Here is a 12,622-nt window from a genome sequence, read left to right on the forward strand (position 1 = left end):
CTGTCACAGCAGCAGGTCGTCCACCTGGGCCTCGCCCTCCCGGTACCGGCGGGCGATCTCCGCGCTGCAGTCGTCCGCCGTTCGCTGGAGGCGCTGGCGGCGTAGGGAGACCTGTTGTTCGTAGCGGACCAGGCGGGCCATCGCGTCCGTCAGTTCCGTGTCCGTGCGGGCCGTCACGTCCGACAGTTCCACCTCCGCCAGCATCTCCGACGCCAGCCGCCGGTACTCCTCGTTGTGCGGTGTGCCCAGCGTGACGTGGCGGGCCGAGGAGCGGTGGCGGGCCGGGGCGTCCCGGAGGATCTCCGGGAGCCGGTCCACGACGGACGCCGCGCCCAGCGGGGACCGCCGTGCCAGCTCCGCCCGCAGGATGTCGATCCGCCCCTGCAGCAGCCGTCGTACATAGCTCAGGTCCGCCTCGTCGCGCTGCGCGTCCCGGCGCAGTGTGCGCAGCTCGGGCAGGCTCAGGACCGTCAGATTGTGTTCGGGCGGTTCCCCCGCGGTGCGCTGCACGGGCGGCCGGAGCTGGGTCCGTTCTCCCGCATGGGTCAACGAGACAGCCCCAGGGGGCTGCCCCGTACTCGGTGTGCTCATGTGCCTCTACCGTCCCCTCGACCGGCGTGTGGAAGCATCGTGCCACCCCAAGTGGCCGCTATGTGACCGAGTGCCCCCGATCGGCCCCAGATGGGGGGTTAAGGATCAAAAAGAAGCCACTTGCATTCCGCTTCCGGCCGCACGGCATCATGGGGGCCATGCGAGCAGTGGTGCAGAGGGTGGACGGCGCGAGCGTCGTCGTCGAGGGGCAGACCGTCGGGGAGATCGTCGGGGAAGGGTTGTGCGTCCTCGTGGGCGTGACCCACGAGGACACCAAGGAGAAGGCGGGCCAACTCGCCCGCAAACTCTGGTCGATCCGCATGCTGCACGACGAGAAGTCATGCAGCGACATCGACGCCCCGCTCCTCGTCATCAGCCAGTTCACCCTCTACGGCGATGCGCGCAAGGGCCGTAGGCCCACCTGGAACGCCGCCGCCCCGGGCGATATCGCCGAGCCGCTCGTCGACGAGGTCGTCGCCCAGCTGCGCGCGCTCGGCGCGACGGTGGCGACGGGCCATTTCGGCGCGCAGATGCGGGTGTCCCTGACGAACGACGGCCCGTTCACCGTGCTCATCGAGATCTAGGGCTCTACGACGACTTCCTGCGCCGCCGCCGTCTCCCCGGCCACCAGCGGCGCGTCCGTCGGTACGTTCCGCTTCACCAGCGCCAGCGCCACGGGACCCAGCTCGTGGTGGCGTACCGAGGTCGTGATGAAGCCGATCTTGCGGCCGTCGGGCCCCTCGTCCGCGCGCCGGACCTCCGTACCGGCGACCGGGAGGTGGACCTCGCTGCCGTCGAGGTGGAGGAAGACCAGCCGACGCGGCGGCTTGCCGAGGTTCTGGACGCGGGCGACCGTCTCCTGCCCCCGGTAGCAGCCCTTCTGCAGATGCACCGCGGAGCCGATCCAGCCCAGCTCGTGCGGGATCGTACGGTGGTCGGTCTCGAAGCCGAGGCGCGGGCGGTGGTGCTCGACGCGCAGCGCCTCGTAGGCGAGCAGCCCGGCGGCGGGGCCGACCTTCTCGGCGTACGACTCCAGGTCCGCGCGCGGGAGGAAGAGATCACGGCCGTACGCCGTCTCGCGTACGACGACGCCCTCGGGGACCTGGGTGATGGACCCGGCGGGCAGATGCAAGACGGCGAAGTCGGCGGTCCGGTCGGTGACCTCGACCCGGTAGAAGAACTTCATCGACTCCAGGTACGCGATCAGCGCGTCCTGGGTGCCGGGCTCGACGTGGGCCCAGGTCGTCGATCCGTCGTCGACCAGGTACAGCGCGTGCTCGATATGGCCGTGCGCGGAGAGGATCAGCGCCTCGGTGGCCTCACCGGCGGGCAGATCACTGACGTGCTGGGTGAGCAGCAGATGCAGCCAGCTCAGCCGGTCCTCACCGGTCACGGCGACGACCCCGCGGTGCGAGAGGTCGACGAAACCGGCGCCGTCGGCGAGGGCGCGCTGCTCGCGGAACAGATCGCCGTAGTGGGCGGCGACGCCTTCGTCCACGCCCTCGGCGGGGACGGCGCCGGGCAGGGTCAGCAGGGGGCTCTTCATGGACGTAAGCCTACGACTCGGTAGTTGAATTCTTCAGTGAGCTCTTCCGGGCGCAGTCCTTGCAGCGCCCGAAGATCGCGAAGTGCTTCATATCGGTCTCGAAGCCGAAGGTGTCCCGCAGCTTGGCGGTGAACTCGGCGGCCACCGACACATCCGCCTCGATCACATTGGTGCAGTCGCGGCAGACGAGGTGGATGTGGTGGTGCCGGTCGGCGAGGTGGTACGTCGGCGCCCCGTGCCCGAGGTGGGCATGCGAGACGAGCCCGAGCTCCTCCAGGAGCTCAAGGGTCCGGTACACCGTCGAAATATTGACCCCCGACGCCGTCTTCCTCACTTCCACGAGGATGTCGTCGGGGGTCGCGTGCTCAAGGGTGTCCACGGCTTCGAGCACGAGTTGCCGCTGCGGCGTCAGCCGGTAGCCGCGCTGCCTGAGGTCGCTCTTCCAGTCGGTGCTCACCACACCGACGAGTCTAGAGCTACTTCAAGAAAGGCCTACTTGAAGAATGCGATCCCGTCGTCAGGCATGTCGTCCGGGAGGGCCTTGGCCCAGCGCTCGACGTCCTCCGGGGTGACGACCTTCTTCAGGTGCGCCGACAGGTAGGGGCGCAGCTCGACCTCGGGGGTCTGCTTCTCGCCGACCCACATCAGGTCGCTCTTGACGTAGCCGTACAGACGCTTGCCGCCGGTGTAGGGGGCGGAGGCGGCCGTGCGGGCCACCGCGTCCGTGACCAGGTCGATCTGGGGCTTCTTGTGGGCCAGCTCGCCGTACCAGATCTCGATGACGCCGTCGTCGCGGGTCATCGTGACCTCGACCTTGCGGTCGGCGTCGATACGCCAGAAGCCGTGCTCGGACTCCAGCGGCCTGACCTTGTTCCCGTCGTTGTCCAGCACCCAGGTGTGGGACTGGTACTCCAGGAAGTCCCTGCCGTCATGCGTGAAGGTGACCTCCTGACCGAAGTTGCACTTCTCGGAGCCGGGGAAGTCGTGCACGCCCGCGCCGGCCCAGTTGCCGAGCAGGAAGGCGAGCGGGACGAGGTCCTTGTGGAGGTCGGACGGGATCTCGATCATGGGTGGCAGTTCCTAGACGTGGGTCAGCGCTGGCCCTGGTACAGCTTCTTCACGGTCAGTCCGGCGAAGGCCAGGACACCTACGGCGACCAGAACCAGCAGGGCTTCGAAGAAGACGATCACGGGATGCTCCTTGGTGAGCTACGGGCGTTTGCACAAGGCCGGGGCCCAGCTTACGCGTCCTGACCCCGGCCCACTTTGCGAGGTCCATCAGCCCAGCAGCCGGCTCTGCAGGGTGACCGTCTGCTGGAACGGAACGGCCAGTGCCTCGCCCTTGCGGGACTGGACGATCAGCGCGAGGACGTCTCCGGCGGTCAGGTGACGGCCGCGCGGCGGAAACCGGAGGTCATGCTGTCGAACGCCGGGCCCGGCTCGTTGAAGGTGCCGGCGTAGTCGGCCAGGTCCATCCAGCCGTCGTAGGCGGCCAGCCACTGGCCCTCCCACGCTCCCGCGGCTTCTTCAGCAGCAGCTTGCGCCGGTCGTGCGAGGCGGACAGCGGCTCGGGGCCCTCGCCCTTCGCCAGCGCCGTACGCCCATGTCTTTCCGGGAGTTGATTACGATTCGGCCATGGCGAAGAAGCTCGTAATCAAGGTGACGGCCGGGGCGGACGCCCCCGAGCGCTGCTCGCAGGCGTTCACGGTGGCGGCGGTGGCCGTGGCCAGTGGAGTGGATGTCTCGGTGTGGCTGACCGGGGAGTCGGCGTGGTTCGCGCTGCCGGGGCGGGCGGCCGAGTTCGAGCTGCCGCATGCGGCTCCGCTGCCCGACCTGATCGAGTCGGTCCTGGCCGGGGGGCAGCTGACCCTGTGCACGCAGTGCGCCGCCCGCCGGGACATCACCGAGAAGGACGTCATCGAGGGCGTACGGATCGCGGGCGCGCAGGTGTTCGTACAGGAGGCGCTGGGGGACGAGACGCAGGCGCTCGTCTACTGAGACGCGGCTACAACCGCCGCTTCTTGCCGTCCAGTTCGTCCCACCACTCGTCGGACTTCGGGTCCCCGGAGGGATCGTCCCACCAGCGGTCGTCGGGGCCCCGGCGGTTGGCGATCATCGCGGCGACGGGCGGGATGACCATCGCCACCACACACATGCCCACCGCCACCGGAACCGACCAGAGGCGTACGACGCCCCAGGCCAGGACGAACAGCGTGATGCAGGTGCCCATCATGGCGAAGTACTGATGACGTCGCCGTGCGTACATACGTCCAGGGTAGGTCCGGACAGGCCGAAGGGCCGCACCCCGGCGTCCAACCCGGGGGTGCGGCCCTTCGGCCGGTCAGGGGTCGATCAGACCGCGATCGCGACCTCCGCCAGGCCGCCCTGCTGGGCGACGACGGTGCGGTCCGCGGTGCCGCCGGGCACGAGCGCCCGGACGGTCCACGTGCCCTCGGCCGCGTAGAAGCGGAACTGGCCCGTGGCGGAGGTGGGGACCTCCGCGGTGAACTCGCCGGTCGAGTCCAGGAGGCGGACGTAGCCGACCACGGGCTCGCCGTCCTTCGTCACCTGGCCCTGGATCGTGGTCTCACCGGGCTTGATCGTCGAGGCGTCGGGGCCGCCGGCCTTCGCTCCACACATGCTGTTTCTCCAGAGGTCTTGAAGGTCGGGGCTTACTTGTTGGCGCCGAGCTCGATCGGAACGCCGACCAGGCTGCCGTACTCGGTCCAGGAGCCGTCGTAGTTCTTGACGTTCTCCACGCCGAGCAGCTCGTGCAGCACGAACCAGGTCAGGGCCGAGCGCTCACCGATACGGCAGTAGGCGATGGTGTCCTTGGCCAGGTCCACCTGCTCGTCGGCGTAGAGCTCCTTGAGCTCGTCGTCCGACTTGAAGGTGCCGTCGTCGTTGGCGTTCTTCGACCACGGGATGTTGCGGGCGGACGGGACGTGGCCCGGGCGCTGCGACTGCTCCTGCGGCAGGTGGGCCGGGGCGAGCAGCTTGCCGGAGAACTCGTCGGGCGAGCGGACGTCGACCAGGTTCTGCGAGCCGATGGCCGCCACCACGTCGTCGCGGAAGGCGCGGATGGACTTGTTCTGCGGCTTGGCCTTGTAGTCGGTGGTGGCCCGCTGCGGGACCTCCTCGACCAGCTCGCGGGCGTCCAGCTCCCACTTCTTGCGGCCGCCGTCGAGAAGCTTGACGTTCTCGTGGCCGTAGAGCTTGAAGTACCAGTAGGCGTACGACGCGAACCAGTTGTTGTTGCCGCCGTAGAGGATCACCAGCGTGTCATTGGCGATGCCCTTCGCCGACAGGAGCTTCTCGAAGCCCTCCTGGTCGATGAAGTCGCGGCGGACCGGGTCCTGCAGGTCCTTGGTCCAGTCGATGCGGATCGCGTTCTTGATGTGGTTCTTCTCGTACGCGGACGTGTCCTCGTCGACCTCGACGATGGCGATGTCGGCGCTGTCGAGGTTGGCCTCGACCCAGTCAGCGTCGACCAGGACGTCGCTGCGGCTCATGCTTGTTCTCCTCCGGGGCAGTTGCGGCGGGGCGTGCAAGTGAGATGGGTGCGCGCGCTGCGGGTGCGGACGGCGCACGAGTGCCCTGGGCAGGGCGGCGGGGAATGCGAGGAGTCGGTGCTCTTCGCTCAGAAGGGGCGACAGAGCATGGCGGCGACGCGGCACAGGTCTACTGCCCGCCGCTTCGTGAGATCCGCCTGTCGCTTCATAGCTGCGATCGTAGGGAGGTACGGGCGCGCGTGTCACCGGCGTGTCGCATGCTGAGACACGATCGTCCGGGATGTGGGATGAGTGGGGTGTCGAAGCCCGTCCCGTACGGCATTCGGGTCCATGTATCCGCCGTCACATCTACGGTGCGGACGGCGCCGTCTCGCCTTTCGGACACCCGGTGTTCACCAAGGGCCGTATTACCCCGCGAGTCGGACGTTCGAACCCTTCACCGTGATCTCCACGCCGTTCTCCGCCGCCTCGACCTTGTCCAGCTGGATGCCACCGGGGAGGCCGTCGATCCGCTGCTCGAAGTCGGTGATGTCCCGCGCCCTGGACTCGGCGATGTCGACGCCGCCGAAGGAGGGCAGCGAGTCGGCGTGCACCTTGACCGTGTCGCCCTCGGCGGTCACCGAGCTCAGCACATAGACGGGGTTCGGCAGCTTCACACCGAGGACCGTGGCCTCGACGGCGACCTTGATACGGCCGTTGCCGCCGTCGGAGAGGCCGACGACATGGGCGGTGACGCCGGGGCCGACCTCGGTGGGCTCCGACTGGGCCGTCTTGAGCAGCTCGTCGTAGGTGATGGAGGCGGTGCCGGTGGCCGTGGCGGCGGTGGCGGAGCTGTAGTCGCCGGAGAACTGCACGCCCTTCATGTTCGCCTTGAGGCCGGCGATGCGGATGGTCTCGCCGCCGGTGCCCGCGGTGGCCTCGTAGTCCTCTATCCCGACCTCGACGTCGTCCAGCTCACCGCTGGCCATCTGGGTGAGGAAGGGGAAGCCCTTGATGGACACGTCCGGGGTGGCGGCGAGGTTCTCCGTGGTCTTCAGCTGCTCCGCGGCCTCGTCCTCGGCGAATCCGACGGCGAGGCGGTCGGCGAGTACGAAGAGGCCGCCGAGGATGACGACGACGATCAGCGTGATCCGCAGTGCGCGCATGTTCCGGTGTTCCCCCACCTAGGCGGTCCCCTTGACGACCGGGTGGCCGCCTTTGGGGAGCGTAACCCTGTGGTGTGCGGTCACCGGAAGTTTGTCGATCACCTGTGACAGGCGAACGCCCTACCCCAGCGCCCATCCCAGCACGTACACCGCCGGTGCCGCCGCCGCGAGCGGAAGCGCCACTCCCGCGGTGAAGTGGACGAACCTCGACGGGTAGTCGTAGCTCGCCACCCGGTGGCCGATCAGGGCGCAGGCCCCCGCCGCGGCGCCGAGGAGCGCGCCCTCGGCTCCCACGTCCGTCATGCCGCCCACCGCGATGCCCGCGCCCGCCGCGGCGAGGAGGGCCACGATCACGGACGCCGGGGTCGGGAGCGGAAGGGCCCGGGCCAGCAGGGCCACTGCCACCGCCGCCGCGCCCACCGTCACCGCGTCCGCCTCGGCCGCCAGGTAGCCCGCCGCGACGATGGCCAGGGCCGCCGAGGCGACCGTCGCCATCAGGCCGTACATGCGTTCGTCGGGGTCGGCGTGGGAGCGGAGCTGGAGGACGAGGGCCAGCAGGACCCAGACGCCCAGGGTGCCGAGGATCGCCGACGGGGCCCGGTCGGCGACCAGGAGCGCCACGTCCGCCGTCAGCGCGCCCGCGAAGGCCAGCGCGATGCCCTGGCGGGCCGGCCACATGCCGTTGAGGCGGAACCAGCCGGCCGCCGTCACCGCCTGGAGGACGACCAGCGGGACCAGCAGCGCGTACGTGCCGACCGCCGCCGTACCCGACAGCAACAGGCCCAGCAGCGCCGTCAGCGCCGCCGGCTGCATGCCGGGCTCGATGATCGGGGAACGGCCCTCCGCGCGCGCCCGCTGGGCGTCGGTGACGCGGGTGTTGCCGCCGACGGTGGCCGGGCCGTAGCCCGACTCCTCAGGCGCGAGGGGCGGGGTCCAAGCGGCGGGTTCGGGGGTCTCCGCAGGCAGCGGCGCCGCGTACGGCTCGTACCCCTGCTGCGGCAGGTACGCCGTCTCCGCGGGTGACGCCGGTGCCTGGACCTGCGTCTCCCAGGTCTGGCCCTGCCACTGCTGCGTGTACTGCTGGGCGGCCTGCGGGTCGTCGTACCCCTGCCATCCCTGCTGCGCCTGCGCCTGCTGCTGCCCATAGGGGTCGTAGGCGTCGTACTGACCGTCGTACTGACCGTCGTGCGGCCCCTGATACGGCTGGTTGGTCATCGCTCATCCTCCTGCGAACGGCGGGAGCACCTCGACCGTGCCGCCGTCGGCCAGCCGTACCGTCTCATGCTCGCGGGTGCCGACGGGGTGACCGTCGATGAGGAAGGAGCATCGCTGCAGGACGCGCGCGAGTTCCCCGGGGTGTCGCGCACGCACCGAGGCGAGCGCATCGGCGAGCGTGGCCGCGTCGTACGGCTCCTCGGCGACCCCGGCCGCGGACTTCGCGGCGGCCCAGTAGCGCACCGTGACCTTTGCCATCCCGTTCCTCTGTCCTTCGGCTGTCAACAGGGCCAGGCTAGCCCGCCCGGCCGGCACCCCAGCGCCCGATCCGGGCCAGCAGCTCGTCGGCGGCCGCGTGCTCCGCGTGGCCCATGCCGGGCTCCAGCCAGAGTTCGCCGTGGTCACCGGCGGCCTCGGCCAGCATGCGGGGGTGGTCGACCGGGAAGTAGCCGTCACGGTCGCCGTGCACGATCAGCAGCGGGGTCGGGGCGATCGCCGGCACCGACTCCACCGGGGAGAGCGGGACCGGGCTCCACCCCCGGTGATGGATGCGGGTACGGAGTCCGTACCGGCTCACGATGCGGCCCTCGGGGCGGGTTACCAGCCAGTGCACCCGCCGCATAGGGGGCGTACCCCGGTAGTACCAGCGGGCGGGGGCACTGACCGAAACCACGGCATCCGTACGCGCTTCCGTGCCCCCCTCGCGCATCGAACCGTCCGCTCCGTACAGCGCCCCGTGCCGCAGCACGACCGAGCCGCCCATGGAGAAGCCCACCGTCACCACGCGCGCGTGCCCGAGCTCCCGTGCCCAGGCCACCGCGGCCGCCAGATCGAGCACCTCCTTGTCCCCCACCGTCGACCGCCCGCCGGAGCGCCCGTGCCCGCGGAAGGAGAAGGTGACCACGGCCCCGTACTGCGCGAACGCGGTCGCCACCCGGCGTACGTGCGGGCGGTCCACATCGCCCGTGAAACCGTGCGCGATCACAAACACCGGATCACCAGAAGGTGGAATTCCGGCGTCGTATACGACCGCACCCGGTTCGTATACGGAATCAATCGTCACCCCGTCTTCTGTGCGCAGAAACGTCCGCATAGGGGTGCGTCTGTTCGTCTCAGAGTTCGGAACAGTCGTCAAACGCGCCACATGACCTGCCGGACCAGTCCTCATGTGGGCTATTCTGCTGGGCAGAGGACTCGGGCAGCGAAGCCCCCGGGTCCTTTTGTGCTTTCGGAAGCGTTGTATACGACGCGGGAAACCGCAGGTGTACGGAGCCTTCGGGACGCAGAGCTGTACCGCTGTGCCGCAAACGTCCTCGCAGGGACCGAGGAGGAACCAGACGTATGAGTTCTCTGCTGCTCCTGACCAATGCCCTCCAGCCGTCGACGGAGGTGCTTCCGGCTCTCGGCCTGCTTCTGCACAATGTGCGAGTGGCCCCGGCCGAAGGCCCCGCCCTCGTCGACACCCCGGGCGCCGACGTCATCCTGATCGACGGCCGCCGTGATCTGCCGCAGGTGCGCAGCCTGTGCCAGCTGCTGCGCTCCACCGGGCCCGGCTGCCCGCTCATCCTCGTCGTCACCGAGGGCGGCCTCGCCGCCGTCACCGCCGACTGGGGCATCGACGACGTCCTGCTCGACACCGCAGGGCCCGCCGAGGTCGAGGCGCGGCTGCGCCTGGCCATGGGCCGGCAGCAGATCGTCAACGACGACTCCCCCATGGAGATCCGCAACGGCGACCTCTCCGTCGACGAGGCGACCTACTCCGCGAAGCTCAAGGGCCGGGTCCTCGACCTCACCTTCAAGGAGTTCGAGCTCCTCAAATACCTCGCCCAGCACCCGGGCCGCGTCTTCACGCGCGCGCAGCTGCTGCAGGAGGTCTGGGGCTACGACTACTTCGGCGGCACCCGAACCGTCGACGTCCACGTACGACGGCTGCGCGCCAAGCTCGGAGTCGAGCACGAGTCGCTCATCGGGACCGTCCGGAACGTGGGTTATCGATTCGTTACGCCCGAGAAGGGCGACCGCACCTCCGAGGAGGCGCGGGCCAAGGCGGCCCCGCAAAAGGCGGAGGATGCGGACGAGACGGCCGTCCTGGACGGCGTGGAGATCAGCGCGGACGCCTAGGACCGTCGGACAGCGCTCAGGCAGGGCACAGGGAAGCTCCTTCACGCCCTGCCCAGAGCGGGTCCATCCGCGTAGACTCCGCGCGTGGCCAAGGTAACCAGGGATGATGTGGCGCGGCTGGCAGGGACGTCCACTGCCGTCGTCAGCTATGTCATCAACAACGGACCCCGGCCGGTTGCCCCGGCCACGCGCGAGCGTGTCCTCGCCGCGATCAAGGAGCTGGGGTACCGGCCCGACCGGGTCGCCCAGGCCATGGCCTCGCGGCGCACGGACCTCATAGGCCTGATCATCCCGGACGCACGCCAGCCCTTCTTCGGGGAGATGGCGCACGCGGTCGAACAGGCCGCCTCCGAGCGCGGGAAAATGGTCCTCGTCGGCAACACCGACTACGTCGGCGAGCGCGAGGTCCACTATCTGCGGGCCTTCCTGGGCATGCGGGTCTCCGGTCTGATCCTGGTCAGCCACGCGCTGAACGACCTGGCCGCGGCCGAGATCGACGCCTGGGACGCCCGGGTGGTGCTGCTGCACGAACGCCCCGAGGCGATCGACGACGTCGCCGTCGTCACGGACGACCTCGGCGGCGCCCAGCTCGCCGTACGCCATCTTCTGGAGCACGGCTACGACTACGTCGCCTGTATGGGCGGTACCGCCGAGACTCCGTCGGTCGGTGACCCGGTCTCCGACCACGTCGAGGGCTGGCGGCGCGCGATGGACGAGGCGGGGCTGCCGACCGAGGGGCGGCTGTTCGAGGCGCCGTACAACCGCTATGACGCGTACCAGATAGCGCTGGAGATTCTCGCCGGGCCCTCCCGCCCTCCGGCGATCTTCTGCTCGACCGACGACCAGGCCATCGGTGTGCTGCGCGCGGCGCGCGAGCTGCGGATCGATGTTCCCGGGGAGCTGGCGGTGGCCGGCTTCGACGACATCAAGGAAGCGGCGCTGGCGGATCCGCCGCTGACAACGATCGCAAGCGATCGGTCTGCCATGGCCCGGGCCGCGGTCGACCTTGTGCTGGACGATGGACTGCGGGTCGCCGGGTCCCGGCGGGAGCGGCTGAAGGTGTTTCCGTCGCGGTTGGTTCCACGACAGTCCTGCGGCTGTCTCTGAAGGTTCCCTGAGAGGCCCTGTCAGGCTTCCGGGAACGTCTTTACATCGGGCATACGAGGTTCTGCCGGGCTTCTCAGCGGGCGCTCAGGAAGCTCTCATGGTGGGCCGACATGCTCATTGCCATGACCGAGAGCTTCCGCCGCGACGGCGAGTACGAGCAGTACGAAAACCCGTACCAGGGCGCTCAGCACCACGCGACCTCCTCCGTGAACCCCGAGTGGCCGCCCCCGCCGGCGCACGAGCCTGCGCAGCCGGTCAAGAGGCGGACCCGGGGTCCCATCGCCCTGCTCGCCGCCGTCGCGCTGGTCGCCGCGGCCGTGGGTGGCGGTACCGCGTACGCCGTCCAGGAGCTGACCGGCAGCGACACGGTCGCCGCGAGCACCACCACCAGCGTGGTGCCGTCCAGCAAGAAGGGCGACATCGCGGCCATCGCCGAGGCGGTCAGCCCGAGCATCGTCGAGATCAGCGCGACGTCGAACTCCGGTGAGTCCACCGGCTCCGGCGTGATCATCACCAGTGACGGCGAGATCATCACCAACAACCACGTGATCTCCGGCGCCTCCTCGATCAAGGTGACGACCAGCGACGGCAAGGAGTACACCGCCGAGGTCGTCGGCACCGACAGCAGCAAGGACCTCGCCTTGATCAAGCTGGAGAACGCCTCCGGGCTGAAGGCGGCGAGCCTCGGCAACTCCGACAGCGTGCAGGTCGGCGACACGGTCGTGGCGATCGGCTCGCCCGAGGGCCTGACCGGCACCGTGACCAGCGGCATCGTCTCGGCGCTCGACCGCGATGTCACCGTCTCCACCGACGAGGGCCAGCAGCAACAGCAGCAGGGCGGGGGCGGCTGGCCGTTCGAGTTCGGCGGCCAGGAGTTCAACGGCGACACCGGCTCGTCCACGACGACGTACAAGGCGCTCCAGACGGACGCGTCCCTCAACCCGGGCAACTCCGGCGGCGCGCTGATCGACATGAGCGGCAACATCATCGGCATCAACTCCGCGATGTACTCGTCCGCTTCGACCTCCTCCGACGCCGGCAGCGTGGGCCTCGGCTTCGCCATCCCGGTCAACACCGTCAAGTCCGACCTCGCGAAGCTGCGGTCGGGGTCCCAGAACTAAGGGGTACGTCATGATCAAGCAGATCTCCCACACGGTGACGGACACCGACCCGGCGCGCTTCACGCTGGCGCTGGAGGTGGCGTACGAGCTCCACGCGCCCGTGTCCTCCAGGGCGCCGGAGCTGGCCACGGGCGGCGCGACGGGCCGCCGGGCCCGCCGCCGTACGACGGCCCGAGCCTGACCCCTTTTGTTGCTCAACGCCCCCGCCTCGAACATGCGAGGCTGAAGGCGTTGAACCGTCCCTCCGCACCCGAGGAACCCGAAG

The 12,622-nt window shown here is 69.5% G+C and carries 18 protein-coding genes; 6 read left to right on the forward strand and 12 right to left on the reverse strand.

Annotated features, from left to right (window positions below; all coding sequences use genetic code 11):
• Window positions 1-3 precede the first annotated feature (3 nt).
• Complete coding sequence (locus tag OHT76_RS20290; RefSeq protein WP_328872273.1) at window positions 4-591, reverse strand: RsiG family protein; 588 nt, start codon at window positions 589-591, stop codon at window positions 4-6.
• Between the two features lie 158 nt (window positions 592-749).
• On the opposite strand from OHT76_RS20290, the gene dtd reads away from it, so the two are divergent.
• The gene (gene dtd, locus OHT76_RS20295; protein WP_328872274.1) at window positions 750-1,175 is read left to right on the forward strand and encodes a D-aminoacyl-tRNA deacylase; all 426 of its coding nucleotides are present in this window, start codon (window positions 750-752) and stop codon (window positions 1,173-1,175) included.
• Here the strand turns inward: dtd and ygfZ are convergent.
• The 3 genes from ygfZ to OHT76_RS20310 are packed head-to-tail and all read right to left on the reverse strand — an operon-like array spanning window position 1,172 to window position 3,205.
• A complete protein-coding gene (gene ygfZ / locus OHT76_RS20300; protein WP_328872275.1) occupies window positions 1,172-2,137 on the reverse strand; it encodes a CAF17-like 4Fe-4S cluster assembly/insertion protein YgfZ in 966 nt (321 codons plus the stop codon). The genes dtd and ygfZ overlap by 4 nt on opposite strands.
• Window positions 2,138-2,147: 10 nt before the next feature.
• Window positions 2,148-2,597 (reverse strand): Fur family transcriptional regulator, encoded by a 450-nt coding sequence (locus OHT76_RS20305; RefSeq protein ID WP_328872276.1) that lies wholly within the window; start codon window positions 2,595-2,597, stop codon window positions 2,148-2,150.
• A gap of 32 nt (window positions 2,598-2,629) precedes the next feature.
• Window positions 2,630-3,205 (reverse strand): FABP family protein, encoded by a 576-nt coding sequence (locus tag OHT76_RS20310; protein ID WP_328872277.1) that lies wholly within the window; start codon window positions 3,203-3,205, stop codon window positions 2,630-2,632.
• Between the two features lie 566 nt (window positions 3,206-3,771).
• Here OHT76_RS20310 and OHT76_RS20315 point away from each other — a divergent pair.
• On the forward strand, window positions 3,772-4,134 hold the full coding sequence (locus OHT76_RS20315) for a DsrE family protein (protein WP_328872278.1): 363 nt from the start codon (window positions 3,772-3,774) through the stop codon (window positions 4,132-4,134).
• 7 nt (window positions 4,135-4,141) lie between these two features.
• Here OHT76_RS20315 and OHT76_RS20320 read toward each other — a convergent pair whose 3' ends face one another.
• The 8 genes from OHT76_RS20320 to OHT76_RS20350 form a co-directional block, all read right to left on the reverse strand.
• Window positions 4,142-4,402: a DUF3099 domain-containing protein gene (locus tag OHT76_RS20320; RefSeq protein WP_328872279.1), complete on the reverse strand. Its 261-nt coding sequence runs from the start codon at window positions 4,400-4,402 to the stop codon at window positions 4,142-4,144.
• 86 nt (window positions 4,403-4,488) lie between these two features.
• On the reverse strand, window positions 4,489-4,776 hold the full coding sequence (locus OHT76_RS20325) for a DUF1416 domain-containing protein (RefSeq protein ID WP_315885701.1): 288 nt from the start codon (window positions 4,774-4,776) through the stop codon (window positions 4,489-4,491).
• A gap of 32 nt (window positions 4,777-4,808) precedes the next feature.
• On the reverse strand, window positions 4,809-5,648 hold the full coding sequence (locus tag OHT76_RS20330) for a sulfurtransferase (protein ID WP_328872280.1): 840 nt from the start codon (window positions 5,646-5,648) through the stop codon (window positions 4,809-4,811).
• Between the two features lie 128 nt (window positions 5,649-5,776).
• Window positions 5,777-5,857, reverse strand: coding sequence for an Ms5788A family Cys-rich leader peptide (locus tag OHT76_RS44150; protein WP_350751515.1), 81 nt, complete (start codon window positions 5,855-5,857; stop codon window positions 5,777-5,779).
• 198 nt (window positions 5,858-6,055) lie between these two features.
• Window positions 6,056-6,793: an LmeA family phospholipid-binding protein gene (locus OHT76_RS20335; protein ID WP_328872281.1), complete on the reverse strand. Its 738-nt coding sequence runs from the start codon at window positions 6,791-6,793 to the stop codon at window positions 6,056-6,058.
• Between the two features lie 120 nt (window positions 6,794-6,913).
• A complete protein-coding gene (locus OHT76_RS20340; protein ID WP_328872282.1) occupies window positions 6,914-8,008 on the reverse strand; it encodes a hypothetical protein in 1,095 nt (364 codons plus the stop codon).
• Window positions 8,009-8,011: 3 nt separating this feature from the next.
• Window positions 8,012-8,266 carry a MoaD/ThiS family protein gene (locus OHT76_RS20345; protein WP_328872283.1) on the reverse strand — a complete coding sequence of 85 codons (255 nt, stop codon included), beginning with the start codon at window positions 8,264-8,266 and terminating at the stop codon, window positions 8,012-8,014.
• A gap of 37 nt (window positions 8,267-8,303) precedes the next feature.
• Window positions 8,304-9,176, reverse strand: a complete 873-nt coding sequence (locus OHT76_RS20350; RefSeq protein WP_328872284.1) for an alpha/beta hydrolase — start codon at window positions 9,174-9,176, stop codon at window positions 8,304-8,306.
• 173 nt (window positions 9,177-9,349) lie between these two features.
• Between OHT76_RS20350 and OHT76_RS20355 the strand changes: the two genes are divergently transcribed.
• From OHT76_RS20355 to OHT76_RS20370, 4 genes are all read left to right on the forward strand, one after another.
• A complete protein-coding gene (locus OHT76_RS20355) occupies window positions 9,350-10,129 on the forward strand; it encodes a response regulator transcription factor (protein WP_328872285.1) in 780 nt (259 codons plus the stop codon).
• A gap of 84 nt (window positions 10,130-10,213) precedes the next feature.
• Entirely contained in the window at window positions 10,214-11,236 is a 1,023-nt protein-coding gene (locus OHT76_RS20360; RefSeq protein WP_328872286.1) for a LacI family DNA-binding transcriptional regulator, read from the forward strand.
• 122 nt (window positions 11,237-11,358) lie between these two features.
• Window positions 11,359-12,357 (forward strand): S1C family serine protease, encoded by a 999-nt coding sequence (locus tag OHT76_RS20365; RefSeq protein WP_328872287.1) that lies wholly within the window; start codon window positions 11,359-11,361, stop codon window positions 12,355-12,357.
• A gap of 10 nt (window positions 12,358-12,367) precedes the next feature.
• A complete protein-coding gene (locus tag OHT76_RS20370) occupies window positions 12,368-12,538 on the forward strand; it encodes a hypothetical protein (protein ID WP_328872288.1) in 171 nt (56 codons plus the stop codon).
• Window positions 12,539-12,622 lie beyond the last annotated feature (84 nt).

Source organism: Streptomyces sp. NBC_00287 (genome assembly GCF_036173105.1).
Taxonomy (GTDB): Bacteria; Actinomycetota; Actinomycetes; order Streptomycetales; family Streptomycetaceae; genus Streptomyces.